Source organism: Fulvivirga sp. M361 (assembly GCF_007097395.1).
In the GTDB taxonomy this organism is placed as follows: domain Bacteria; phylum Bacteroidota; class Bacteroidia; order Cytophagales; family Cyclobacteriaceae; genus Fulvivirga.
The window spans coordinates 1-25,054 of record NZ_VKDC01000049.1; the positions used below are offsets into that span (position 1 = coordinate 1).

Sequence of the window (25,054 nt, forward strand, 5' to 3'; positions counted from 1 at the left end):
GGTTTTACACCGAAGAGCTACTCGGCTACCTGGAAGAAGAGCACCATAAGTACCTTATGGCTGTGCGGATGTACCCCAATGTAAAAAGTGCCGTTTGGGGGCTGGATGAATGGATAAGCCTGGCCATAGGGGCTTGGACAGTAAATCATGCCAATAAAACCGTATTGAAAATCTCTCTACCTACTAAAAAAAGACCATGGATGCAGGGAATATTCTCACAAATCAATAATCTAAGCCCCCCCTTTTAATTATTCTATTGCATAGATCGGGTTTAACTGATCTGTTCACTGATGTTTATAGTATGCAAAAAGCACCTCTTGCGCTTTGCATCATTTGTTCGATGCATTTAAAACTTACCGTAACAATCTGATAATACCTGTTTCCTTACCATTGATCTGAAGCGGGGAACCATCGGCAAGGGTTCCTTTTACTACCCATATGTAAGTGCCTGCAGGCTGTTCCTTTCCTGCGGAAGTTCCGTCCCACCCTTGTTGCGAAAGTTCATTCCAATCGTTAGATGTGTACACTGTATTACTTTCCCGATCCAGGATACTAAAGTTGATCGTGGTCACTGCTCCTCCTCCGCGAATCACAAAACGGTCGTTCACTTCATCACGGTTAGGGGTGAATAGCGTAGGCAGGAAAGCGAAGTTAGGCACTACATTAAAGGTTTGGCTTACCGGATCAGCCGCTTCAAAGGCATCGCTACCCTCTTGGGTGGCGGTTACCGTTACACTGCCTATGCCACCTTCTAAGGTGATGATATTGTTCGCCAAGGTGGCCACCCCTGTGGAAGGCACAGTCGTGATGCTGAACATGACCGGATTGCCGGATGTGCCTCCGGTAGCTACCAGAGCGAAGGGGTCCTGCCCTATTTTCTTATCCGTAATCGTTTCGAACGTGATCATTTGCGTTTGTTTTTCTACGGTGATGGTAAATTGTATTACATCGCTGGTATCTTCTCCGCCGTTAGCCGTACCGCCATCATCAGAAAGGTTTACTGAAACAGTAGCGGCACCACTCACTCCGGCGGCAACGCTAAAGGTGAGATCTCCGCTGGCGCTGATGGCCGGTGGGGTGGAAAATAATGTTGCGTTGTCATTCGTCACATTAAAGATGAGCGTTTGACCTGCTTCATCCTCTGGCCCCGCCGTAATGGCAGTCGCCCAGTGATCAATGGTGTAATCAGCCGCTCCGGCTGTAACGGTTTGATCAGCTCCGGGGGTGAAACCGGGTGCATCATTGACGGCATTAACGTTTACGGTTACCATTTCAGCCAGGCTGGTATTCGTACCATCGCTTACAGTAACGGAAAGTGTATAGGAAGCTGTAACACCATCCAGGTTTGTATTATCTACAATACTCAACTGACCACTCGGTGGATCAATACTAAAAACCCCGGCAGTATTGCCTGATACGATGGCCCAGTTACTCCATGTTGTGCCTGCATCAGAATCTGTTGCCATGATCGTACCCACGGCAGTACCGTTGGCCTCGTTTTCATCAACTGTAAACAGTTGCGAGGGAGTGACCACGGGTGTTTCATCGTCATCGGTTATGATCACCGTGGCATTATCGGAAGTTCCTATGGTCACGGCAGCATTATCCGTACCGGTTAAGGTCAACATGACTGTTTCATCCGCTTCATCCAGATTGTCAGCAAGTACGGGAACGGAAATCGTCGTAGAATTTGTGTTGGCCGGAAAAGTAAAACCGGTACCTAACGGGCTATAATCTGTGCCTGACGTGGCATTTCCTCCTACCGTAAAAGTGACATTTATTGCCATGGCAAACTGCCCGGAAGTTGAAACAGTGAATAATCCATGGGTAGCATCTTCAGCGGCCTGGGTAGTCGCTACAATGGACAATTCAGCCACATCATCATCCGTGATGGTGACCGTAGCCTCATCGCTGGCTCCAATAGTAACATCGCCATTGTCTGTCCCGGTTAGGGTAATAACCACATTCTCATTTGCCTCAACATTATTATCAGCTGTAATATCAATGGGAATGGTTACTGTATTCTGGTTTGCCGGAAAAACTACCTGTGTGCCAATGGTGGCGTAATCAGTACCTTGTGTAGCGCTGCCTCCTACGGTTATATCTACTGTCACCGGAGTTGAAAACGGATGGGTGGCTGTAATGGTAAACAGGCCATCTGTGGCATCTTCCGCCGCCTGAGTAGTAGCTGCTATTGATAATACTGCTACATCATTATCGATGATAGAAATGGTTGCATCATCTGTTGCCCCTATGGTAACGCTGGGGTTATTCGTGCCCGTCATCGTAACAATCACCGTTTCGTTGGCTTCTACCAGGTTATCAGGAAGCACTACTACCGGTAGTGTTGTGGAGGATGCATTGGAAGGAAAGATAAAACTGGTTAACGTGGAATAATCGGTACCAGCTGTGGCTGTACCGGTCACCAAAAGGTTAACCGTTACCGCTGCACTGAATTCCTTAGTGGTACTGATCGTAAACAATCCATTCGTTCCATCTTCAGCAGCCGGAGTGGTAGCTACAATCGAAAGAGCAGCAACATCATCATCCGCGATTGTTACCGTAGCTTCATCCGTAGCCCCTATCGTCACATTGGCATTGTCGGTGCCGGTGAGGGTAACGATGACCGTTTCATCTGCTTCTACCAGATTATCCGCGATCACGGGAACAGTGAGCGTCACTGAATTGGTATTGGCCGGAAAAGTAAAACTGGTACCCAAACTCGTATAATCTATGCCTGATAAAGCAGTTCCTCCCACCGTAAAGGTCACATTTGTCGCTGTGGCAAACTGCCTGGAGGTTGAAACAGTGAATAGTCCATCGGTGGCATCTTCAGCAGCCTGCGTAGTCGCTGCTATTGATAATTCCGGTCCATCGTCATCTAATATGGTATAAGTGACCTGTTGAGTTCCTGATTCATTACCATTCGTGACACTTGCAATGTCCACTATTACCGTTTCATCATCTTCAAATAACGCATCATCTACATTATTCAGGTTTATCGTTCCCGTTGTTGAACCGGCCGGTATAATGATGGAATTTGCACTTCTGGTGTAGTCTGCTATATTGGTGGCTGTACCGCTAAAGGACAAATCGACCGTAGTGTTTGCACCATATGCGTTTGACAGGGTTGCGGTAACGAAATTATTGCTTACTATTTGTTCAGGGGCATTGGCGTCATCGATAGCAAGTGTCAAAGTAGGTATAGGAATGGGCACTATACGGACATTGTAATCAGCAGCACTATACTCAAATCCATCAAATACTTCAAACCTAAAATTGCGAACACTACTGTTATTTGAATAGCTAAGCTGAAAATTTCCTGCGTCTATTTCGGCTTTTGGAATGGTCTCACCTGGCGCTACTCTTTCGCTTAATTCAAAAGTATCATTGTCATTGGCGTCAATGTAAACAGCCGTAAACCCGGGAAAGCTGGTTATCCTAATCAAACTTAATGGATCTCCATCCGCATCCGAATACCCAAATTGGCTTGCAGTAAAAATGTAGGACAGCCCTTGATAACTGTCATTAAGAATAAAACTTCTGGCTGTTGGAGGGTTGTTACCCAGTTTAACTGAATAATGAGTTAAAACCCCAGAAACGACAAATCGTACAGAAACGGAATAAAAACGACTGGCATTCAAAGTAACCACATTTCCGGAAGTGAGTACCGTATTTGAAGGTACTGTATTTCTGGCTGAAGTAGGATATTCTCTGAGTGTCACTTCTACATTGGCTGACCAGGCAGCCCTAAAAGCTCCCCCCGAACCATCCGTTATATGCCAAAAATCGACAGGGTCTGGGGCTGGGCAACCCGTTCCCAGGCAAACATTACCCTGTATGGTGGCAGTGGTTGGGACGGTAATCACCCCACTTTGTGCCGGGGCCCCGTTTGGTTCCGTTTCCATCGTCTGGGCGTTCAGTGTCACACTAAAAAAAATAGCGGTAAGAGCTAATATTCCTGCTAATTTCATATCATTAATTCTTCGGTTTCTTCTGTCAACCCTAATCAGATTGTAAGCCGATAAAAGATGGCTAACCTTTCATTTGGAGTTATATAGTGTCCGGCTTTTTAATCCCTTGACGGGTAAATACCGGTATGACAAATAATATAATTCAGCGCCAGCGATGGTTGCATGTTGTCATGACTTTGATTTCCTCCTGTCAGGGCAGTTGTTATGGTACCTGAAACATTTTGAATGCTGGTCGACGCCATTTTTACATCGGCCGGGCCCAGACCGTAGATAAATGCCGTACCTGCTCCATCTGCTGAAACAGCATCATTTTCAGATGGGGTTTCGGCCTGTCCCGGATTAGCAGAGGTATATAGATCTGCTTTCCCGCCACTCATTGCTGCCTGATGTCTATGGGCCGGTATTTGATTGGTATTTAGGGTAATATTCTCATGCCCTGCGTGTGAACCTAAAGACCTTGGTGTAAGGCCAATGCCGGTACCCACACCAATAACCGCCCGCCCTCTCAGATCTGGTACGGCAAAAGTCGTTTTTCCATCTCCTCCATAGGTGTTCCCTATAATTGCAAAAAGACTCTCGAATTGAGATATTGCCAATAGTTCGCCTGCGCAAAAAAACCAGTTTCTTGGCGCAAAATTTCCTGCGAATAGTTTGATTTCACCAATGTATCCTTCCATATTATTTTCGATTAATCATTAGAAATTTATTTATCTTATATTTTTCAATGAAACCCCTCTCCACAATCTCGTTTCAATATGTGGAGAATCCCGGTTTCAAAAAGCTATTATTATCTTATCTGCTTGCTGTATTCTATGGTATTTAGCCCGTCAGAGTTTCTTAGGACATACACTATATCCGAAGCAGCCAGGCTGATGTCCACCAGGTGACTTTCACCCAAAAAGGGAGGCCCCTGGTAATCCGGATAAATTAAAGAGAACCGGTTGTTTGTGTTAATAGACCATGCTACACTGTGGTTATTCATGGGGATATGTTTAAAGTGTTGAAGACCTGTATTCAGTTACTATTTATTTCAATGTCAAGGTAGTTTCTAAACTCCATCATTAGAATACGTAACACCTGCATTAAATACGTAAGGGTACGTAGTAAAACGAAGTAAAAGACTACTGTGACCACTTCTGCTTTTTAAAGCTTTTGCACAGCAAACTTTGACACCGGCCAGTATAAAATTTGTTTTACGTTTAAGGGACAGCATACTATTTCATTTACTTCGTTTACTGAATAGTTACTTGCTATTGGGAGGCAGTTAATCCTACTTAATACCTTCCATTAATCAACGTAAAAGTATCGCTGAGAAAAGATACTGGCATATCTTTCCAGCGAAGGGTAGCCATTTTCTACTGAAGTGTCAAAATTCTACAGTGAGGGGATGGTAAAAAAGTGACGTCCCTGCGAAGGAGGACACGACTGCGGCAGTCTCCCTATCGTGTGGCGTAAACCGACTTAGTTCGCATCGGCGATGAGGCGATTGCTTCTGCCTCCTGCGTCGTCATCGCAATGACGTGTGGAAAGTAAAAATAGCGACCATCACTGCAAAGTAGGGCACGACTGCGGCAGTCTCCTGATCGTACGACGTAAATCGACTTAGTTCGCATCGGCGATGAGGAGATTGCTTCTGCCTCCTGTCGTCATGGTAAGGACGTATGGAGATGACTTACCCGGTACCGGTTATAATATCCCGAAATAAGTTATTCCGTGAACCCGGAAACTTTACACCAAACCATATGTGTTTTAGCTCCGGTTTTCAGAGGAAGGTTTTTCACTTCTGTTATTTTAACCCTGGTCCCTTTTTCAAATGTACCCGTTACAGAAGCCAGGCCCGGGGAAGGATAATTCGACCTTATAGTAACCCCGGGAGGAAAAGTGACCGTGATTATTTCATTGATCAATGCATCAGGGTGACTGCCTGTCAGGTTTATTTCCTCCAACGACAAAGTAGTGGTATAATCTGCCTGCCGGAGCCATGAACTACTACTTGTGTCGTAATTTCCGACATACAACCATCCTTGTTTTGCTTCTTTTATGGTTTCAGATTGTCTGGCCCGCAAGTGAACCAGCATATCATGATTGTTTATACTTTCGTAATAGGGTTCAAGGATGATGAATACCCTGTTCTTTATCTCCTCATCATTTGTTAACATGTACAAATCGAAGAGATCGTGATGGGCATTGGCCACAAAATCAGAAAGATCATCAATAGCGCTAAGCCTTATCCCTTTATGTTTATCCCTGTTTAAGTTTTCCAGTGCTCTGGAAAACCGCTCTTTCCTGGTTTGATTGTATTGATTGATAAAGAAGGAAGCAACTACTATAAACACCGGCATAAATATAACCATCAGCTTCCTGGGACCCGACTGCCATTTTAAAGCCTTCCTATTCAGGTCTTCCTCAATGTCAGGTTGTGTTGGCATTTCATTCGAATAATTAAGTATACAAATAATTAAGTTTGAGATGTCATCTTATCAGCGCTTTGGCCACTGGTAAACTGCTTATCACTTCTTTAAATCAACTTTAAGCTATTGCTCGAGAAAGGTGTAACCTCGCACACATACTGTTACTGTCTGCTTTACCCGTGATACTTTCCTGGATATTATCCGTTGCCCCACCCTATAGTTAATCTGTCAGGCACGTACTTACCCAACTCCTTCCGTATTAAATATTATTGAAGGTTGTATAGAATAATGCTTTGTGTAACCGTACTATTCAAAAAATCGATGTAAACAATATTGGGTTTACCCGCATTGGCGATCATAATTTGGTCATACAATACACCCGCCAATTGAGCGTTGGCTTCTGCAGCCAGTGTGGAAACTGTTTTACCCGGGGGTTCAGGAGTCAATGTCCACGAAAGCAAAAATAAATACCCCCTGCCCAGGCCGCCATATTCATTCCATTTTTGAAGCTGATCATTTTTCATCTCCTCATAGTCAGACGTATCAGAATAGCGGTCGTACACTGTAACGTTTGCACCAGACTGTATTGAATCTCCATTCTTATAGCGAAACCGGCCTGAAGCCGGATCTATAAATTCACTATAGTCGAAAACCAGGATCATTTTGCCTCGTGTATTGCCTAATATTACTTCCGCCAGGTTAATACTACCGGAGGCATTCACATATATAAAATCACTATAACTATTGAGCAGTTCATTAATTTTCTGTTTGGTAACGGCCGGATCGTGATCATCATAGTCACGGATATGGGAGAATTTAAGGATAGCCGTTTCACTGGGATGGGCCGTTAAAAATGTTTTGACCTGGTCAAGGACCTGTACCAGCCCCTGTCCGTTGCACCCCCATTGCTTTGTACGATGATACGTCACCAATGCATTGTAGTCATAATCAACCCGTATGTCAAAGTACCGTGAACCATCCGCCAGTTGCTGCCCAATGGAACCGCTTTGTGTTTTAGTGTAGCCATCGGCCAGTCCCGGAGGAGCGCAGTGCGATAGTTCTGACATACCCGCATCATGACTTCCCGGCATCATGATCTGGTCAAGTTTTACTGAATCGTTCACCTGCTTCATCCAATTTGCCGTATCCACAAGTTTCTCCGGGGAAACACCCACCATATCAACACTGTTACCACCTCTCTGAAAGACAAAAGAAACGGCAGAACCTTTGGCGTTGGTTCCGCTGTAGATCACCGAATTACTTTGGGCGTAAGAGCCATTTGATCCGCCAAACCACCAGTTATTGCTGGTACCACTCTTCCCTTGAGCAAGAGCTACATTCAAAAAGGTGAACGTTTCTTGTCTGTTACCAAGAATACCTCCCCTGATTGTCAATTCCAACGTTCCGAGGAAAGCAAAATTTAGCTTTCCTGCACTATGATTGAAGGTGTTTTGTGAGGCTGGTACTTTATCATTAAACCATTGTGCAACACTTTCCGACCCTTTACGGCCTATGCGAAAAGACATTTTGTCGCTATCACTACATGAAACTTTCAATCCCACATAAATGTTCCTATCGGGGTCCTGACCTTCAGTAACTGAAAAATCTGTTACAGTATACACGCCACGTATCAGCAAATATTCCTTTGACATGGAGAAGTAAACATCATTATCACGGTAAGTCATAAGGTTAATTATTAGGTTTTAAAAATAGTGGTTAGTACGTCTCATCTGACTCCCCTCTTTATTACGCGGTGTGCCGGAGGGATGTAAGCGTAAGGTGCATGGTGAGATGCCACGGATAGTGAGCGCTTACTTTATGCTGAGGGGCCATGATTTAAGAATCAAGAGGACTTGCAGGTTGAGCCCGGCGCCGACCGACAGGCATCTGACCCTGACCGGCTTTGATTCTGACTATTAAGTCCTGTTTATCCACACTTCCCTGAGATGAGCCAAAACAAAAGCCGAAGATCCGGGTATCGTACACTACCATCAGTAGCAGCATCCGGATGAAACACTGCTTAACGGAAAGTGCCGGAACACCGGCAGAAAGTTGCTTTAATACCACAGGCAAAGCACGCTTGCTGCCGGATAAAAATTAAAGTCGTTTCACCTTCAATTTACCACTTCCATACATAGAGCCTACGTCAAGGCCTTCGGCAGGTCCTGAGAAATTTCCTATGATAGACCCCTTGGTACTCAATAGGAATAATGTAACCACTCCCTCTTCTACTGCGCCACTTCCGATAGAAAAATGACAGTCTTCCGGTAAGGTGTTGGGATCTACAACGAAAGCACCTACTAATTCGGACTCTACTGCCCCAAGCATAAACCCGGTTCCGGAAGCGGAGAACTCTACAGATTTTACCCCGGTGCTAAAATCTGTCAGTACCAAATTACAACTGGTAGTCCACCAAATGAATCCCCCTAACGATAATTCTCCGGCGCCTGCCCAAACCGAAGTCTTTGAAGCCTCAAGTACATGTTGATTGGCCGCTAAAATTTGAGATCCCTTTGGAGCTGACCTGATTTCATCGATTTGCGCCTGCAGCGCTTTTTCGTTTATCTCTTTTAAATTGCTCATCGGTAATATGATTATAATTATACCTACTCCCTGTTTAACGTCGCTTTTCGGTATGTTCCGACCTTTTATTAACCTGTCACCTCTATCACTCGATAGGCAGGTAATGCACTTCAATAATAGTGGTGGTAACATTGAGATAAGCACGCATTTAGCAGAGGATAGTAAATAACCAGCAGGGGTCTGCTTTTATGCAGTAAATGAAATCCATTTATTCAGTGGAATGTAATTGATTCTACAGTGGTAAACGTAGAGTAGGACACTGCCGACACACGATAAGGAGATTGCTTCACGCTACCCATGAGCCTACGCTCGGGGTTCGCAAAAGACGACCGGTAGGTAGTTTATCTTCTTATCCCTATCAAACTGGCTTAAGACAAGCTTAGTTATAACTACAGACCGACATTGCGAGCCTTTGGGGGGCTATGCGTGAGGAAAGGCGCGGCAATCTCCCCGTTCAAAGAGATGGCTGTGCCTTTCCCGCTCCAAACCTAACCATTTTGCGATGATGCCCTAAGAAAAAGGAAGGAGCCCTCTCCCATGGGTAAACGTAGAGTAGGACACTGCCGACACACGATAAGGAGATTGCTTCACGCTACCCGCAAGCCTACGCTCGGGGTTCGCAATGACGTNAGCATCCATTTAAACAGTCCGTTGGGCACTTCATTTCATCGTAAATTTTAATTATAACTACAGATCGTCACTGCGAGCCTTTTGGTGGGCAAAGCGTGGGAAAGGCGCGGCAGTCTCCCCGTTCAAAGAGATGGCTGTGCCTTTCCCGCTCCAAACCTAACCATTTTGCGATGATGCCCTAAGAAAAAGGAAGGAGCCCTCTCCCATGGGTAAACGTAGAGTAGGACACTGCCGACACACGATAAGGAGATTGCTTCACGCTACCCGCAAGCCTACGCTCGGGGTTCGCAATGACGTCTGGTGTTTATATCTTCTTATCCGTACCAAACTGGCTTAAGGCTGGATAGAACTTATTCAGATGAGTTACNGTGCCTTTCCCGCTCCAAACCTAACCATTTTGCGATGATGCCCTAAGAAAGAGGAAGGAGCCCTCTCCCATGGGTAAACGTAGAGTAGGACACTGCCGACACACGATAAGGAGATTGCTTCACGCTACCCACAAGCCTACGCTCGGGGTTCGCAATGACGTCTGGTGTTTATATCTTCTTATCCGTACCAAACTGGCTTAAGGCTGGATAGAACTTATTCAGATGAGTTACCAGCATCCATTTAAACAGTCCGTTGGGCACTTCATTTCATCGTAAATTTTAATTANCCATGGGTAAACGTAGAGTAGGACACTGCCGACACACGATAAGGAGATTGCTTCACGCTACCCGCAAGCCTACGCTCGGGGTTCGCAATGACGTCTGGTGTTTATATCTTCTTATCCGTACCAAACTGGCTTAAGGCTGGATAGAACTTATTCAGATGAGTTACCAGCATCCATTTAAACAGTCCGTCGGGCACTTCATTTCATCGTAAATTTTAATTATAACTACAGATCGTCACTGCGAGCCTTTTGGTGGGCAAAGCGTGGGAAAGGCGCGGCAGTCTCCCCGTTCAAAGAGATGGCTGTGCCTTTCCCGCTCCAAATCTACCTATTTGCATAACCGGTATGGTGATGACACCCTTAGAAAGAAAGAAGCCCTCCCCCATGGGTAAACGTAGAATAGAACACTCCTGACACACGATAGGAAGATTGCTTCACCCTACCCGCTAGCCCACGCTCGGGGTTCGCAAAAGACGACCGGTAGGAAGTTTATCTTCGTATCCCTATCAAACTGGCTTAAGACAAGCTTAGTTATAACTACAGACCGACATTGCGAGCCTTCGGTGGGCCAAGCGTGGGAAAAGGCGCGGCAATCTGCAATTTCGATATTAAGACCGAAAACGTTCCAGAAAAGCAGAAAAACCAACCTATCAAAAGCGTCAGGGTCCTTTAGTAAGAGAACCTGACAAGGGGAAACTCAATCAGTCTATACTTTGTCACGAAAGCTGTTATTAATTCATTAAAAAAAAACACCAATCCATTAGATTTGGATATGTAGGTAATAAAAATAAACGGACAAGTTTGTATGTTTACCGAATTGCCAGGGCCAATATAATGATATGAAGAACTGGAATAAAATAGGATACGGTAAGGCAATATTCTTAGCAATATTTGCTGTCATTAATTTCTTAGATCCGATTTACTATACCTTAACGGATGTTCTGCTCAAATTTTTATCAACAGTTGGCGCAGTAATTGGTTGGGCGATTTTTGGAACGATCATAACAGTATTGATAGTCAAGGTGTTTGGAGGAACTTTGACAAAGCCGAATTGGAATGACAATCCTTTTAAATTGCGCGAACCAATGGTTTTGATGCAATTCATTTCAATCGGTGTAATCATATTTGGATGTTCAAATTCCCTGAGTGTCTTTTTGAACCACGGTGATATTAGCTTATACGGCCTACAGAACATTTTAGGAGGAATTGGAATAATGATAAGTATGAAATTGTCAGAGAGAATATTAAAAGGCACACATTAGATAAATAAACATAGGGGTCTAAAAATTCATAAGCCCCACTTGGCGCATATAGCCCCAAACTGGTTTAAGGTTGCACCTTATATGCCTATCAATAGTAACCAAGAAGTCTGTGACTTCGATATTAAGGCCACGAACTTTCCAGTAAAGCAGAAATACTCCATCTGACGTGTATATAGCGATAGCGTCATGCATACTGATTTAAGAATAGGATTCTTAATCCGGGTGTACTTCAGAGATAGCTTTTGAAATATGATACCTCACTAAATGCGCTTTAAAGTAGGCGTGAGGAAAGGCGCGGCAATCTCCCCCGTTCAAAGAGATGGCCTGCCTTTCACGCTCCAAATCAGCCTATCTGCATAACCGGTATGATGATGACGTCCTAAGATAGAAAAAGAAGCCCTCCTCCATGGGTAAGCATAGAATAGAACACTCCTCATACACGATAAGGAGATGGCTTCACCCTACCCGCTAGCCCACGCTCAGGGTTCGCAAAAGACGACCGGTAGGAAGTTTATCTTCGTATCCCTATCAAACTGGCTTAAGACAAGCTTAGTTATAACTACAGACCGACATTGCGAGCCTTCGGTGGGCCATGCGCGGGGAAAGGCGCGGCAATCTCCACTTTCAAAGAGATGGCTGTACCTTTCCCACTCCAAACCCAACTATCTGCATAACCGATATGACGATGACGCCCTAAGAAAGAAGCAAGAGCCTTCCCCATGGGTAAACGTAGAATACAACACTCCCGACACACGATAAGCAGATTGCTTCACCCTACCCGGCAGCTTACTTTCTAATGTCTTATTTTTCATAAATGAATCTCTAAGGGTAAAAAAATTTGATGGTCTTTTGAGGCCTCAGGCAGTGATGAAATGCATCAGCGATGTACTTCTGCCATAGCTGCCTGCCGTTTTACCGTTCTTTTCCGATGGAGTGTCATTTTCTTATGACCTGCTGTGGTTTCCCGGTGACCTTGAGTGATATTCAGGCGGCTCGGTGTGTTTTTTGGATGTGCTTTTGTCATTTCTTGGTGACCTGGAATGATTTTCATGTGGCCTGGAATGATTTTCTTATGGCCTGGAACGATTTTTATGTGACCTGGAATGATTTTTTAGTGACTGAAAATGATTCTGTACCGGCCTTTAGTGATTCTGTACAGCGTTTTCAGGTATTGATCTTGCTTAAATGCAACTCCCACCATTTTAAGTACTATTTTTTAGCGTTTTGCGCCCGGCTACTTTTCCATGTGAATGTGTTTTTAGTACTTCAATTTACTCTCTATGTCCCTCTGCTCTATGCCCTCTGCCTACATAGGTGGCCTGGCCCAGCAGGTAGATGACCAGTGCCTCGCGCTGCCCTTCATTCAGCGCATTTAGACCATGAAAAGTCAGATGTGTTGACAGGATCAAGCTACAAAATAAGCCTGTATTTCACCACACCGTTAGACCATTTTTTTCAGGCACAATACCTACTCCCTTCATCCTTAGGGCTTTTTAAATCCACGAAATATTGACCTATATTTAGTGCCAGGAAATAATCCATTATCTTACACCCGTGAACGAAGTATTACAGAAATTACCCCTTACCAAACAGGAAGAACTACAGAACATCACCAAGCTGCTTAGCAGCATGAAAAAAGTAGAAATGGTGATCCTGTTCGGCAGCTATGCCCGGGGCGAGTATGTGGAAGACACCTACGTGGAAAAAGGCATCCTCTACGAATACAAAAGCGACTATGACCTGCTGGTAGTCACCCTCCATGACGACCTGAAGTGCCACCTGAAAATAGAAACTAAAGTGAACGAGGTATTACGGGATACCGGCATCGTGAAAACACCTGTCAGCCTCATCTTCCACTCCGGCAAGCACCTGAACCAGTCCCTGATGCAGGGCAACTACTTCTTCAAGGACATTAAAAAGGAAGGCATTGTACTGTATGATACCGGCAAGGTACACTTGCAAAACCCTAAGAAGCTCACCGCGGAAGANAAGTGAACGAGGTATTACGGGATACCGGCATCGTGAAAACACCCGTCAGCCTCATCTTCCACTCCGGCAAGCACCTGAACCAGTCCCTGATGCAGGGCAATTACTTCTTCAAGGACATTAAAAAGGAAGGCATTGTACTGTATGATACCGGCAAGGTACACCTGCAAAACCCTAAGAAGCTCACCGCGGAAGAGGCCCGGGAAAAGGCGCAAGGGTATTTTGATCAGTGGTTTACTGGTGCGAATGGCTTTTTAGACCTCTTTAATTACTGTTTGGATAAACCCGACTTCCATTTAGCAGCGTTTAATCTCCACCAAGCCACGGAACGCTACTACACCACCATCCTGCTGGTCTACACAGACTACCGCCCCAAAGAGCATGACCTGGAGCGGCTGGACCTGCGGGTGAAAAACTGTGATCCTCGCTTTGCAGTATTCCCCCACTCTACCGATGAAGAAAAACAGCTTTTTGACTTACTGCGCCGTGCCTACGTAGACGCTCGCTATAAGATGGATGAGTATAGTATTTCTAAAGAGGAGCTGGACTATCTGGCGGAGAAGGTGGAGCGGTTAAAAGGGCTTACGGAGAGGCTTTGTCAGAAAAAGATCGGGGAGATTGGGAAAGGGGAGGTGTAAAAATTGTTAATGAGGTAAACTTAGATATGGCTCTTTAAATCCTAATCAAAATCAATTCGTCAAAAGTATCCGCATTATAAATGCTACAATGCTCGGTCATACAAGGAAAATGGGAACGCATTACGATTTGCTAAATGCACTCCAGAAGAGTTTATAGGAGATCTCATGGCTAAAAAAGCATATGCCTCATAAGACGAAACGGCCAGAGGCCTTCCCAATAGCCGTCACTTGCCAAAGGCATAGCGACTGTTTTTATCTTTTTTGGATACACGAGCGATTGTTAAAGTTCTACAACAAGCAAACTCCTAAAATCAAAGAGCGAATTAACTGGACAATCAAATTGATTAAGGCAGTTGAACGTGTGCCAACGAAATATCTCAAAAACATCACAGGAACAACCTTGTATGAGATGCGGATGATCTCGGGAACGAACATCTACCGAATATTCTGCTTTTTCGATAAGGGTAAATTGGTAGTAGTGTTGAACGGATTTCAAAAGAAGACCCGGAAAACACCAAAGAACGAAATTAAACTAGCTGAAAAGCTACAAAAACAATATTACAATGAGCAAAACTAAAATTGTAGACTTTGATGATCATCTGAACTCAGAATACGGAGAAAGAGGGTCCGAATCAAGAGAAGCTTTTGAAGAAGGCTTTGAAGCTTTTCGATTAGGAGTGATGCTTCAAGAACTTCGAAAGAATCAAGGCATGACTCAGGAACAACTGGCTCAGAAGTGTGGAACAACCAAGACGTATATTTCACGAATTGAGAACAACGCAAGTGACATCCGCCTTTCAACCCTTATGAGAATAATACGAGAAGGACTTGGTGGGCACCTGAAGCTTAACGTTGAATTATAACACGAAAGCCCAACAAACACTAACCTACCTAGCGGGCATATAGCGATAGCGTCATGCGTGCTGATTTAGGAATAGGATTTATAATCCGGGTGTGCTTTAGAAGTAACTTTTGGAATATGATACCTCAATATTTACATAAGAACTAATCAAAATAAGTTCAGCAAAAATATGCGCATTACAAATGCCAGATGTTCGATCTCAGAAGAAAATGGGAACGCATGACGCTGCGCTAAATGCGTTCCAGAAGGAGTTTGAAAGTGGAATGGTATTTATACGGTTGTTTTAAGCAATTAAAAAACTCAATATGAATTATAATGAATACTTAGCAAATCGACTCAGGGAGATTCTTTTAAGTGGTAAATGGGTTGTTGGAACGAACTTTAAAGAACAGATAGAAGACTTGACGTGGATAGAAGCAACCAAGAAGGTGGAAAACTTTAATTCGATTTCGAGTATAACTTTCCATATCAACTATTATCTGTCGGGAGTTATGGACGTTTTTAAAGGTGGGGATCTTACCATTAGGGACAAGTACAGCTTTGATGCACCGGAAATCAAGAGTGAAAGAGAATGGAACCTGAGAAAAGAAAAATTGGTAAAGGATTCAGAAAACTTCATCCAATTAGTCCGGAATATGGAAAATCAAAGATTAATGGATGTTTTTGTAAAAGAAGAATATGGTTCATATTACAGAAGTATTGATGTAATTATTGAACATACGTACTACCATCTTGGACAAATAATCCTCATTAAGAAGAAATTAAGAGAGAAACGTGAGAATTAATTACCCTGGCCCACATATAGCGGTAGCGCTATGCGTGCTGATTTAGGAATAGGATTTGGGATCCGGGTATACTTCAGAGGTAGCTTTAGTGGTAGGATATCTCAATATTTTACATAAGCTATTCAAAATAGGTTCATCAACAATATGCGTATTACAAATGCTAAATGTTTGATCTTAGAAGAAAACCGGAGGGGCCTACCTCTTCATAAAAAAGAATATAAGCCATATATACATTTATGAATACCACGGTCAAAAACGTAGAAGAAAAGTCCAGAAACTTCAGAAGCAAATCGCTAAATTAGATGTCAAACTGAATGGTTTAAAACCTATTCCACAGCCAATGAAGGTAGAATTTGAAAAATAAGACATAAATAGTAAAACGAACTTAGAAAATGAAAAAAATACTTATATCGCTTACTCTGTTTGGGGTTACTCTTGGAGCTCAAGGACAAGATCAAACAATAAACGGAGTGACTTTTAAAACTAATGGTAAAGTTGGAATTGGGACAACAAATCCATTAACTCAGTTACATATTAGAAATTTAAATACTAGTCCTATTTTAAATATAACTGGTCAAACACCAAACACGGGTAACAATGAATTGATTTCAGAAATCCGTTTAAGCAATTTGCATGATAACTTAGCAGGTCATAGAGCTTCTATAAAGGCAGTATCAGATAAATCAGGATCACATGGAAACGTAGCATTTCAGTTCAACACTAGTCTTTGGAACGGTCAACAAACAGAAATACAGGCTATGAGAATATCCTCAAACGGAAATATTGGAATTGGGACAACAAATCCTGACATGAAATTGACCGTAAAAGGAAGTATTCATGCAGAAGAAGTGAAAATTGACTTAAATGTTCCCGCTCCTGATTATGTCTTTAAAAAGGGCTATAACCTTAGGACTCTTGAAGAATTAGAAGAATTCATTAAAAAAAATAATCATTTACCGGAAATTCCATCTGCCAAGGATTTTGAACAAAATGGAGTGATGCAAGCAGAAATGGATATGGGCCTTCTAAAAAAGATAGAAGAATTAACTCTGTACATAATCCAGCAAGAAAACAAAATCAAAGAGCAAGCCGAAAAAATCGAGAACTTAGAGTCTATGAATAAAAAACTACTTGAATTACAAACAAGACTGGAAAAGCTGGAATCTGAAAATTAGTAAGAGCCTATAGTCGAGTAAAAGCGGAATTTCACCACTGGTGGCTTCGCACAGAACCCACCTAGAGAATATAGCAATAGCCATCGTGCGTACTGATTTAAGAATAGGATGTTTAATCCAGGTGTTCTTCAGAGGTAGCTTTTGGGTAGGATATCTCAACATTTTATCATAAACTATTCAAAATAGATTCATTAAGAATATGCGCATTACAAATGCTAGATATTCGAACTTGGAAGAAAATTGGAACCCATTACGTTACGCTAAATGCGCTCCAGAAGGGGGCTTAAGCTCATATCCTGCGGATTTTTGAAAGGCGGTTAGTTAAATGATAGATTTAACTTATAAACTTAAACCAAACGTGGTTTTGATAAAATGACCAACCTTGGTCATTGATTAATCTTTCAATTATTTACTTCTTTGCACTTAAGTGTTGTATAGATTCCACTTAATTTGCCTACCCATGACATGCTTAAGAATAGGGTGTAATCCAAATGATCTGGAAACGTATGAGCAACTCATTCAGCCCAGACTTAATCAGGAAAGGCGTTAGTTTTCATAAACCGAAATGATGAAAAAACTATTCTTATTCACATTAACAGCATTTTCAATTCACCTTGCACCAGGTCAGGAAAAGACCGGTGTAGATTTCACTAATGCGAATTATTTTGAAGTACTTCAACAAGCAGAAAAGGAAAACAAACCGATATTCATAGAATTTGGAGTAAACTGTGGATACTGCTACAAGATGAAAAAAGAAGTATTCGTTGACCCGGAAGTTGGTAACTTTTATAGTTCTAATTTTATTAACCTGGTCATTGACGAAAGGTCAAATATTGGAAAAGACCTGGCTGAACGGTTCAATATCTATAGCTATCCGACTTACTTTTATTTGAATTCGAAGGGGGAAATTGTTCATATAGCAGCAAACTACAAATCATCAGACAAAATAATTAAAGAAGGGCAACATGCACTAAATGAAAAGACCTATAGCCCTTCAGGAGTATGGTGGAACAAATTGAAAACTCGAAACAAGTCAACATACACTTTGTTCAACACTGCAAACTCAGCATTTATGAATTTGACCGGAAATAATGCTAAATATTCGAATCAAAACATGAGTCTTTCAGATTTTAATTTCGTCAATAAATCCCAACTTGAGAGAGCCACAAGGGAGATAGAAAAGTCTCTGAAAATTGAAGAATATTATTTCAATACATTTGCTGCGGCAATCATCTATTACCTTTCTAATGAATCAGAAAAAGCCTATGATTATGCAGAAATGGCATTATCTGCTTTTCCTCATCATATGAAGCCTATGAGAACAAGAGACAAGATACTAAACGAAGTAATAGCTAAAACGAAAACTAATCGAGAGTAGACGGCCTTGAGCCATAGGTTCGCGGTGCGCCTCCTAAACTGGCATAAAGCTGAGTCTTATACCTATCTACCTGGCGCGCATATAGCGGTAGCGTCATGCGTGCTGATTTAGGAATAGGATTTTTAATCCGGGTGTACTTTAGAAGTAGCTTTTGGAATATGATACCTCAATATTTACATAAGAACTAATCAAAATAAGTTCAGTAAGAATATGCGTATTACAAATGCTAAATGTTCGATCTTAAAAGAAAATGGGAACGCATTACGCTGCGCTAAATGTGCTATGGAAGGATTGTTTAACTTTACATTTATATGATATTCCTGATCAATTTTGAAAGCAGTCCAGAAGTTATCTTTATGAGAATTTGGAAAACTTAACAAGTCGAGTTGAATGGCAAGACATTTTTGAAGGCAATGACATAATTCTTGATACCATTAATATAGCGTACTTTCCGTAAAACCAGAAAAACCAACCTATCAAAGGTATCAGGCCCTTTTACAGGAGACCCTTACGAGGGAAACAGAATTCGTAATGACGACCAGTGTTTATCTTGCTATCCCAATGCCGGCCATTTTTTGCTCAATGTTCTAACTCACGAAAACGGTGGTTTCGTTGGTTACCGGAAGAACCGGATCAAAGCACCTGGAAAAACTGTTTGACCATTGCACGGTAGTTTTTACCTATCGGAACGGTTTGTCCGGCTACTTCCAGTTGATTTCCCGACAGGGCTGTGACTTTGTTCACATTTACGGCGTAAGAGCGGTGTACACGAAGAAGCCAGCGGCAGTTAAGCTTTTCCAGCATCGACCCCAGCGTATCTGTGGACAGCAGGTAATGCTTATCCGGGGTAACAATGTCCACATAGCTACTCTCTGCTTTCATCCAGAGGATATCGTCGTATTCAATCCGCTCCAAACGGTGGTTTTCACGAATGAATACGCTTTGCTTCAAGGTGTAATGAGACTGTGAATTTTGCACAGGACGGACGTAGTCGGCCACTTGTTGATGCTGAAAGTTGGATAAGGCCACTTCTATGGCTATCTGCAACTCGTGAGAATGATAAGGTTTAATCAGGTAAGCGGAAGGCTTGACCTGAAGCGCTCTTTGGAGGGTTGGATCATCCATCATGGAGGTAACAAAGATCAATGGAATGCTATAATTACTATGGATATAACCGGCCAAAGAAATCCCGTCTTCTTCTCCCCGGATTTTAATATCGACCAGTATGATATCGAGCTGGTACATTTCCAGCGCTCGCCTGGCATCCATGGCATTATCTACGCTCTCACATACCTGGTACCCATTGGAGGTAAGCATACCGGCCATTTCCTCGGCTACCAGCAGTTCGTCTTCTATGATCAGAATTCTGACTTTGCTCATGACAGCACCTTAGATGGATGGACCTGGGTAGCAGACCGGCTTATTTCTCTAAAACCCGGTATGACCAGCGTCACTATCGTTCCCAGGGTGGAACTGGCGATGTCCAATGTTGCACCTAACTGCCTGGACAGAATAGTGATCAATTTGGTGCCAAATCCTGTTTCCCCTTCATGGGCCGTTGAGAAACCGGGACCGTTGTCACTAATGGAAAGCAGGTACTGACCCTCTCCGGAAACAAACTCGATTTGAATGTCCAGCAGGGTCCCCTGGCAATACTTCACTGAGTTACAGACAGATTCATTAATGATCAAACCAATAGGAATGCTTTCATCAGGCATCACCCGCATCTTGGTTACGTTAACTTTAAGCTGATTAATTTCCTCTCTATAGGTCGCTTTCAGGTTATTTCCCAGCCTTTCTATATAATCTTTAATATCCAGCTGTGTGAGCTGTTCAGGGATGTATAAATGCTGATGAATTAACGTCATCGCCTCCACGCGCAATTTGTTTGAAGCGATCTCACTACTCACCTGTCCGTCTTTTGTAGACTGTACCTGTAGCCCCATAATGCTGGCAATCAACTGTAAATTGTTTTTTACGCGATGATGCATTTCCTGATGTAACAGCGATCTCTCCTCTGATTGCTTTGCAATGATCTGATTTTTCTTAAAAAGATCGAGCGCTCTTCTTTTCTTGTTTCGATAGGCCTGATAGATCAGCACTGTTAAAACAACCAGCAGTAATAGCAAGATAAGGTTAAAAGTGAGCTGTGCTTCTTTCCTTTTCAGGTTAATGGCAGCCAGCTCATTCTTCAGTTTCAAATTATCTATTTCGTTATTTTTTTTATCCAGGGCGTATTGTGATTTGATTTGCTCTGTCTTACGAATAATTTCCTCGTTCACCAGGCTATCATGGTATGCCTGGAATTCATTTTGATAGAAATAGGCCTTATCATACTGGCCGTTTTTCGCACAGATACGCGCCAACACACTGCTCAAATCCCTTATCTGTTGTTTAATATGCCGACGTTTTGCCGAGTCAAATGCCGCTTCGATACGCCTTAGCCCGGCTTGCTTTTGCCCCATCTTCAGATCTATCTGACCAATTTCCGCTTCATATATAACGACAGATACGGGGTCGGCCAATTCCTTCAACAGGTCTACAGAAGACTTCAGTTCTTTTTTTGCCTTTTGTAATTTTCCAAGTGCATGATTAGCCATCCCCATGTTGCCAAGAGCGTAAGCCTGAATGGTAAGGTTATTGACTGTTTTATTGATCTCTAACGCCTGATTGAATTTACTTATGGCACCGTCAAGCCTATTGGCCAAACGTAAGGCTTCTCCAAAATTAACCAGGGTGATAGCTTGATTAGACCTGTCTTCCATTTCTATGAAAAGCTTCAGGCTTTTTTTGAAATAAGTGATCGCTTCATCGTAACGCTTATCACCCGTGAGTTTTGACGCTATTTGTAACGTCATCCCGGCTTCACGGTTTTTAAGCCCGAGACTGTCGTAAATAGCCAATGCCTCATAAGTGGCCTGGTAGCTTTCTGTTTTATTACCCAACACCTCCTGGGCTGTTCCTATTCGTTCAAGGGCCCGGGCCATATTCAATCGATTTTCAGATAATGTAGCGAGTTCTAGTGCCTTCTGACTATGTGCTAAAGCCTCCAGGGGATCAGGATGATAATATCCTAGTTTTCGATGAATTTCAAAAGCCAGGCTGTCACCGGGGTTCGTCGTAGTCAGGTGTAACAAGCTATCTACTAGGTCCTGACGTTGAGCTATAACTACTTGTACAGAAAATGAATATAAGAAAGACAATATCAAAGAACACTGAAGCAACATGGGGTTGATTTAAGAGGTCTCAATGGAAGGAGCATCTTCTGTAGAAGTAACTATTAACGGATCGATCCTGCAGTACCTCTTGTGCCCGTCCACATTTAGAGAAAATGTCAGTCCATAAATAAGGTTTGGGCTCTGATCATTAACTTCAGGAGCTGTATAAAATTTAAAAACTTCATTTTCATCGCCGGTAGTGTCCAGAAAAAAGTTTTCAGAATCGCCTATCGCTCCCTTGGTCAACGCCAAATTGATCACCTTTGGCCAAATTTGTTTTGGTGTGACCCGGGTCAGCTCAATGCCGCCTACCAATAAAAACTGTATGTGTTCTGTTTGAACAAATTCTTTACCATTAGCAATAATAGTCACACGCACTTCGGTACTTGGGCAAATGGTAAGGACTCCATCAAAGAGTACATCATTCACCGTGAGCTTAAAATAATGGTTGGCAAGGAATGGACTGTAGTAATTACCCCAGTCTTGCTTCGGGCCTAATTTGCGATGAAATTCAACGATACCCTCTACATCGAGGGAAATTGTAAGGATCTTTATTAATTCTGTTGGTTTTGAGCTATTCATAGAACTTAAAATTAGATGATTGCTTGTAAGGTGACAATGGCGTTATTAATAAATAATCACATAGGTAGTTTTCTTAATAAAACAGTAAAAAAACAATAGCTATTTGTGCTTAAAACACATCTTTATGGCGAAATTGATCTTTGTTTTCATTTCTTTCTTTTCCCGACTTTTCTTCAAAAGAGTGACAGGAAAACAGCCATCCACCACCACTTAGTCTTATTGTCAAAAGCAAAACTAATGACCGGTGTACGTTTATGATATGCGTAGTAATAGTACAAAATTACGTAGGCATACGTATTTTGAGTTGCCAATGGGCTTCAAAGGACAAGGTTTCAGCATTTCGAGTGGAAAAAGGCTTTGTTTCTGGTGTATATCTTAACGTATTTATACAGGTATTTTGGCCATGACCACAGTACCTTCTCCTTTCCTGCTACGGATGGATAAAGTACCTCTCAAAATACGGATCCTCTCGGCCATGGTTTTAAGGCCCAGGCTGTTGGACTGTAACTGATCTACATTTTCAAATCCGCATCCGTTATCTTTAATGAACACCTCTATCGTGCCTTTGCCTTTGCTCACACGCACTTCCAGTGTTTTAGCTTTTGAATGCTTTATGGCATTATTCACCGATTCCTGAATGAACCTGTAGAAGTTAAGTGTTTTTTCTTCGTCTAATTCATTGTTAATATCTTCTATGTCAACGGAAAAGAACATATCTACTTCTTCATCCAGTTCATACAATAGTTGCTCTATACTTTCTGATAAGCCCAGCTGCTTTAATGATGCAGGGTACAATGCCCTGGAAATACTCCGGACTTCTTCCAGCGCTGTATTGGTAAGCTCAGAAAATTCATTTTGATCCTCATTTTGAGCCTTCTTCTTGATCAATGTGAGTTGTTGCCCCACACTATCATGTAGTTCCCTGGAAATTCGGGTGCGCTCGTCTTCCTGGGCCTGGATAAGACTCTGAGCAAAGTTTTCCTGAAGCTGTTTTTGCTTTTTGAAATGGCCTCTGGAGCGGATCAGTAAAATGAATCCAAACAAAGTAACCAGCCCGATCATTCCAAATATCATCCATTGGCTTTTAAGCTTGTCTTGTTCTGCAAGTAATGCAATATCACTTTCCTGAGTTTTTATTTTAAGGTCTCTTTTCTCTGTTTCATACAGCATTTCCAGATCAAGCAAGGCTTTAGCCTGCTCCCTGTGAAAAAGTGTATCACTATATTGCTGGTATGTCTTTTGGTAGAAATAAGCTTTTTCATAGTTGCCAATAGAGCTGTATAATTCAGACAGTTCCAAAAGAGCATCCGTATGATTTGGGTCTGTTTTGCGTATACCATGGTAGGTCATGGATTTTTCTATAAGTTGGATGGCCCGGTTTATATGTCCTTGTTCTTTCTTAATCTTTCCCAATTGAAAAGTACCTGACTGCAAGGTTGAGAGATCATTTTCCTTCTGTGCTATGGATAGTGATAGTTTTGTGTATTTTTCTGCCGACTTTAAGTCATGCTTTTTTCTATACCATTCACCAAGGTTTTCATAAGGCGCCATTAGAAAAGCCGGATCACCCTGTACTTTGTATAATATAATCGCACTATCCAGGTAAGCTTTCATCAGATTTTGTGCCTGAGTGCTTGAGTCGTTTATATAGGTTAGGGAAAGGTTATTAAAAGAAGCTGCCCCTCTTCGTATGTCATTGGATCTCTTAAATTGCTCTTTGGCTAAATTCCAATATTTTCTGGCTACCGAATATTGTTTTTGGTTAAAATAAATACCTCCCAGGTCATTATAAACATCCGCGGCATCATCCCATTTTTCATTACTTTCATAAATCCTGAGAGCTCTGATCAGATTTTCGCCTTCATTTAAGTTTTGCCTGAGCAGGTCATATTTGGTATAACGGTAGATCTCCTGACAAAGCCGGGCAACCTCTAACGAGTCTGTCGCTGATGCTAATGTTTTTTTAAGGCTGTCCAGTTTATTGATCTGTCGAGCCAATGGTCCGGTCGTATTTTCCTGTGTATAACCGCATGTAAAAAAAACGGTGAGGTTTATTACAAACAAAATTTGACCTATGTGTTTACCCGTCATCACCTCACGCATTATGGTTATCACTTCCTGAGTTATCCCGGGAAGCCAGTTTTTTTAGATGAAGTACTGTCATTTGTCGTGAGTAGTCTGATAAAATTGTCTATTCATGGTCCAAAAGTTCATGGAACTTCACAAGGCTACACATGATCCCACGCTCAATAAGGCGCCATTTAACGGTTCAATCATATGGAAAGTATCAACTCCTTATGCTCTTTCGCCCAGACTGACAGTGCATCACCCTGGGGAGGCAGATCTAATTTGGAGATGATGTTAGAGCGGTGTTTTTCCACGGTTCTATTTGAAATACTCAGGGACTCTCCTATTTCTTTTGATGTTTTCCCAGAGGCAACGAGCCGCACAATGGTGCGTTCCGACGGGGACAAAAACTTCATTTTTTCTACCTGGGGAGCAATTTCACTTGTCAGTATTTCGCTGAACACATTGCTATAACAAGGCTCTCCCTGGCTCACTTTTTGGATACAGTTATGCAACTCAATAAAAGGTTCATCTTTTATGATGTACCCCAATATGTTCAGTTTTTTTGCTTTGAGTATAAAGTTCTTCTCTTTAAAGGAGGTTAAAATGATAAACCGGGTATCGAGATTTTTCTCTTCGCATTTCTGTATGACTTCAAACCCCGAAAGTAGTGGCATTTCAATATCCAAAATGGCAATGGAGGGCTTTAAAACTATAATTTTATCCAGTGCCTGTGCACCATTTTCTACCGTAGCCACTACATTATAATGATAGCTTTCGAGCTCGTCTACCACCCCTTTGAGTAACATGGGATGGTCATCCGCGACTAATATGGTTACGTCTTGTATCAT

22 protein-coding genes are annotated in these 25,054 nt (G+C 42.4%); 9 read left to right on the forward strand and 13 right to left on the reverse strand.

Going from position 1 to position 25,054, the window contains the following annotated elements; all coding sequences use genetic code 11:
- Positions 1-248: hypothetical protein (locus FNH22_RS32220; protein WP_185154483.1), on the forward strand; the 248-nt coding region annotated here is incomplete at its 5' end.
- 105 nt (positions 249-353) lie between these two features.
- Here the strand turns inward: FNH22_RS32220 and FNH22_RS29135 are convergent.
- The 6 genes from FNH22_RS29135 to FNH22_RS29160 all read right to left on the reverse strand — a co-directional run bounded on the left by FNH22_RS29135 (position 354) and on the right by FNH22_RS29160 (position 8,968).
- Positions 354-3,974, reverse strand: a complete 3,621-nt coding sequence (locus FNH22_RS29135) for a Calx-beta domain-containing protein (RefSeq protein WP_143402056.1) — start codon at positions 3,972-3,974, stop codon at positions 354-356.
- Positions 3,975-4,072: 98 nt separating this feature from the next.
- Positions 4,073-4,651 (reverse strand): phage tail protein, encoded by a 579-nt coding sequence (locus tag FNH22_RS29140; RefSeq protein ID WP_143402057.1) that lies wholly within the window; start codon positions 4,649-4,651, stop codon positions 4,073-4,075.
- Between the two features lie 110 nt (positions 4,652-4,761).
- Positions 4,762-4,956 carry a hypothetical protein gene (locus FNH22_RS29145; protein ID WP_143402058.1) on the reverse strand — a complete coding sequence of 65 codons (195 nt, stop codon included), beginning with the start codon at positions 4,954-4,956 and terminating at the stop codon, positions 4,762-4,764.
- A 724-nt stretch (positions 4,957-5,680) separates the two neighbouring features.
- A complete protein-coding gene (locus FNH22_RS29150; RefSeq protein ID WP_143402059.1) occupies positions 5,681-6,403 on the reverse strand; it encodes a hypothetical protein in 723 nt (240 codons plus the stop codon).
- A gap of 248 nt (positions 6,404-6,651) precedes the next feature.
- A complete protein-coding gene (locus FNH22_RS29155) occupies positions 6,652-8,070 on the reverse strand; it encodes a hypothetical protein (protein ID WP_143402060.1) in 1,419 nt (472 codons plus the stop codon).
- A gap of 412 nt (positions 8,071-8,482) precedes the next feature.
- A complete protein-coding gene (locus FNH22_RS29160; RefSeq protein WP_143402061.1) occupies positions 8,483-8,968 on the reverse strand; it encodes a hypothetical protein in 486 nt (161 codons plus the stop codon).
- Between the two features lie 2,121 nt (positions 8,969-11,089).
- On the opposite strand from FNH22_RS29160, the gene FNH22_RS29165 reads away from it, so the two are divergent.
- The gene (locus FNH22_RS29165; RefSeq protein ID WP_143402062.1) at positions 11,090-11,512 is read left to right on the forward strand and encodes a hypothetical protein; all 423 of its coding nucleotides are present in this window, start codon (positions 11,090-11,092) and stop codon (positions 11,510-11,512) included.
- 877 nt (positions 11,513-12,389) lie between these two features.
- Here FNH22_RS29165 and FNH22_RS32225 read toward each other — a convergent pair.
- Positions 12,390-12,563 carry a hypothetical protein gene (locus FNH22_RS32225; protein ID WP_185154484.1) on the reverse strand — a complete coding sequence of 58 codons (174 nt, stop codon included), beginning with the start codon at positions 12,561-12,563 and terminating at the stop codon, positions 12,390-12,392.
- Positions 12,564-12,783: 220 nt separating this feature from the next.
- Positions 12,784-12,921 (reverse strand): hypothetical protein, encoded by a 138-nt coding sequence (locus tag FNH22_RS32230; protein WP_185154485.1) that lies wholly within the window; start codon positions 12,919-12,921, stop codon positions 12,784-12,786.
- Between the two features lie 145 nt (positions 12,922-13,066).
- Between FNH22_RS32230 and FNH22_RS29170 the strand changes: the two genes are divergently transcribed.
- The 7 genes from FNH22_RS29170 to FNH22_RS29200 all read left to right on the forward strand — a co-directional run bounded on the left by FNH22_RS29170 (position 13,067) and on the right by FNH22_RS29200 (position 18,336).
- On the forward strand, positions 13,067-13,507 hold the full coding sequence (locus FNH22_RS29170) for a nucleotidyltransferase domain-containing protein (protein ID WP_143402063.1): 441 nt from the start codon (positions 13,067-13,069) through the stop codon (positions 13,505-13,507).
- A 26-nt stretch (positions 13,508-13,533) separates the two neighbouring features.
- The gene (locus FNH22_RS29175) at positions 13,534-14,136 is read left to right on the forward strand and encodes a HEPN domain-containing protein (RefSeq protein WP_143402064.1); all 603 of its coding nucleotides are present in this window, start codon (positions 13,534-13,536) and stop codon (positions 14,134-14,136) included.
- Between the two features lie 181 nt (positions 14,137-14,317).
- Positions 14,318-14,713, forward strand: a complete 396-nt coding sequence (locus tag FNH22_RS29180) for a type II toxin-antitoxin system RelE/ParE family toxin (protein ID WP_143402065.1) — start codon at positions 14,318-14,320, stop codon at positions 14,711-14,713.
- The gene (locus tag FNH22_RS29185; protein WP_143402066.1) at positions 14,700-14,999 is read left to right on the forward strand and encodes a helix-turn-helix domain-containing protein; all 300 of its coding nucleotides are present in this window, start codon (positions 14,700-14,702) and stop codon (positions 14,997-14,999) included. The genes FNH22_RS29180 and FNH22_RS29185 overlap by 14 nt, the downstream gene beginning before the upstream one ends.
- Positions 15,000-15,303: 304 nt before the next feature.
- Positions 15,304-15,783 carry a DUF1572 family protein gene (locus FNH22_RS29190; protein ID WP_143402067.1) on the forward strand — a complete coding sequence of 160 codons (480 nt, stop codon included), beginning with the start codon at positions 15,304-15,306 and terminating at the stop codon, positions 15,781-15,783.
- A 392-nt stretch (positions 15,784-16,175) separates the two neighbouring features.
- Positions 16,176-16,958 (forward strand): tail fiber protein, encoded by a 783-nt coding sequence (locus tag FNH22_RS29195; protein ID WP_143402068.1) that lies wholly within the window; start codon positions 16,176-16,178, stop codon positions 16,956-16,958.
- A gap of 565 nt (positions 16,959-17,523) precedes the next feature.
- The gene (locus FNH22_RS29200; RefSeq protein WP_143402069.1) at positions 17,524-18,336 is read left to right on the forward strand and encodes a DUF255 domain-containing protein; all 813 of its coding nucleotides are present in this window, start codon (positions 17,524-17,526) and stop codon (positions 18,334-18,336) included.
- A 633-nt stretch (positions 18,337-18,969) separates the two neighbouring features.
- Here FNH22_RS29200 and FNH22_RS29205 read toward each other — a convergent pair.
- The 5 genes from FNH22_RS29205 to FNH22_RS29225 all read right to left on the reverse strand — a co-directional run bounded on the left by FNH22_RS29205 (position 18,970) and on the right by FNH22_RS29225 (position 25,054).
- Entirely contained in the window at positions 18,970-19,716 is a 747-nt protein-coding gene (locus tag FNH22_RS29205; RefSeq protein WP_143402070.1) for a LytTR family DNA-binding domain-containing protein, read from the reverse strand.
- Positions 19,713-21,563 (reverse strand): histidine kinase dimerization/phosphoacceptor domain -containing protein, encoded by a 1,851-nt coding sequence (locus tag FNH22_RS29210; protein WP_143402071.1) that lies wholly within the window; start codon positions 21,561-21,563, stop codon positions 19,713-19,715. Before FNH22_RS29210 ends, FNH22_RS29205 begins: the two co-directional genes overlap by 4 nt.
- A gap of 9 nt (positions 21,564-21,572) precedes the next feature.
- Positions 21,573-22,136 (reverse strand): hypothetical protein, encoded by a 564-nt coding sequence (locus tag FNH22_RS29215; RefSeq protein WP_143402072.1) that lies wholly within the window; start codon positions 22,134-22,136, stop codon positions 21,573-21,575.
- Between the two features lie 384 nt (positions 22,137-22,520).
- Entirely contained in the window at positions 22,521-24,227 is a 1,707-nt protein-coding gene (locus FNH22_RS29220) for a sensor histidine kinase (RefSeq protein WP_185154486.1), read from the reverse strand.
- A 182-nt stretch (positions 24,228-24,409) separates the two neighbouring features.
- On the reverse strand, positions 24,410-25,054 hold the full coding sequence (locus FNH22_RS29225; protein ID WP_143402074.1) for a response regulator transcription factor: 645 nt from the start codon (positions 25,052-25,054) through the stop codon (positions 24,410-24,412).

Coding starts and splice junctions, on each gene's coding strand:
- FNH22_RS29135 (WP_143402056.1), bottom strand. CDS start 3,974: ATGAAATTAGCAGGAATATTAGCTCTTACCGCTATTTTTTTTAGTGTG.
- FNH22_RS29140 (WP_143402057.1), bottom strand. CDS start 4,651: ATGGAAGGATACATTGGTGAAATCAAACTATTCGCAGGAAATTTTGCG.
- FNH22_RS29145 (WP_143402058.1), bottom strand. CDS start 4,956: ATGAATAACCACAGTGTAGCATGGTCTATTAACACAAACAACCGGTTC.
- FNH22_RS29150 (WP_143402059.1), bottom strand. CDS start 6,403: ATGCCAACACAACCTGACATTGAGGAAGACCTGAATAGGAAGGCTTTA.
- FNH22_RS29155 (WP_143402060.1), bottom strand. CDS start 8,070: ATGACTTACCGTGATAATGATGTTTACTTCTCCATGTCAAAGGAATAT.
- FNH22_RS29160 (WP_143402061.1), bottom strand. CDS start 8,968: ATGAGCAATTTAAAAGAGATAAACGAAAAAGCGCTGCAGGCGCAAATC.
- FNH22_RS29165 (WP_143402062.1), top strand. CDS start 11,090: ATGAAGAACTGGAATAAAATAGGATACGGTAAGGCAATATTCTTAGCA.
- FNH22_RS32225 (WP_185154484.1), bottom strand. CDS start 12,563: ATGAAAATCATTCCAGGTCACCAAGAAATGACAAAAGCACATCCAAAA.
- FNH22_RS29180 (WP_143402065.1), top strand. CDS start 14,318: ATGCCTCATAAGACGAAACGGCCAGAGGCCTTCCCAATAGCCGTCACT.
- FNH22_RS29185 (WP_143402066.1), top strand. CDS start 14,700: ATGAGCAAAACTAAAATTGTAGACTTTGATGATCATCTGAACTCAGAA.
- FNH22_RS29190 (WP_143402067.1), top strand. CDS start 15,304: ATGAATTATAATGAATACTTAGCAAATCGACTCAGGGAGATTCTTTTA.
- FNH22_RS29195 (WP_143402068.1), top strand. CDS start 16,176: ATGAAAAAAATACTTATATCGCTTACTCTGTTTGGGGTTACTCTTGGA.
- FNH22_RS29200 (WP_143402069.1), top strand. CDS start 17,524: ATGATGAAAAAACTATTCTTATTCACATTAACAGCATTTTCAATTCAC.
- FNH22_RS29205 (WP_143402070.1), bottom strand. CDS start 19,716: ATGAGCAAAGTCAGAATTCTGATCATAGAAGACGAACTGCTGGTAGCC.
- FNH22_RS29210 (WP_143402071.1), bottom strand. CDS start 21,563: ATGTTGCTTCAGTGTTCTTTGATATTGTCTTTCTTATATTCATTTTCT.
- FNH22_RS29215 (WP_143402072.1), bottom strand. CDS start 22,136: ATGAATAGCTCAAAACCAACAGAATTAATAAAGATCCTTACAATTTCC.
- FNH22_RS29220 (WP_185154486.1), bottom strand. CDS start 24,227: ATGACGGGTAAACACATAGGTCAAATTTTGTTTGTAATAAACCTCACC.
- FNH22_RS29225 (WP_143402074.1), bottom strand. CDS start 25,054: ATGATACAAGACGTAACCATATTAGTCGCGGATGACCATCCCATGTTA.